The organism is Streptomyces anandii JCM 4720, assembly GCF_014650655.1.
In the GTDB taxonomy this organism is placed as follows: Bacteria; Actinomycetota; Actinomycetes; order Streptomycetales; family Streptomycetaceae; genus Streptomyces; species Streptomyces anandii.
The window spans coordinates 460,584-461,029 of the sequence record NZ_BMVJ01000002.1; the positions used below are offsets into that span (position 1 = coordinate 460,584).

A 446-nucleotide genomic window follows, 5' to 3' on the forward strand; every position below is an offset into this window, starting at 1 on the left:
GTGCGTCGGTGCTGACCGACTGCGTGCCGTCGAAGACTCTCATCGCCACGGCCGAGGTGATGACCACGTTCGACTCCTCCTATGAGGAGCTGGGCATCATCGTCGCCGACGACACCCCGCCGCTGGAGCGGGCCGCCCGCGTGGTGGGCGTGGACCTGGGCAAGGTCAACCGGCGTGTGAAGCGCCTCGCGCTCGCCCAGTCGCACGACATCACCGCGTCGGTGACGCGGGCCGGCGCCCGGGTCATGCGCGGCCGCGGCCGGCTGGACGGCATGCAGGCCCTCGACGGGTCACGCAAGGTCGTGGTGACGGCCGCCGACGGCAGCGAGGAGACGCTGACCGCGGACGCCGTGCTCATCGCCACCGGCGGCCACCCGCGCGAGCTGCCCGACGCCCAGCCCGACGGCGAGCGCATCCTCAACTGGACCCAGGTCTACGACCTCACC

1 protein-coding gene is annotated in these 446 nt (G+C 72.6%); it reads left to right on the forward strand.

Annotation, left to right across the window (positions count from 1 at the left end):
- On the forward strand, positions 1-446 hold a 446-nt coding region (locus IE249_RS36295), incomplete at both ends, for an FAD-dependent oxidoreductase (RefSeq protein ID WP_373304347.1).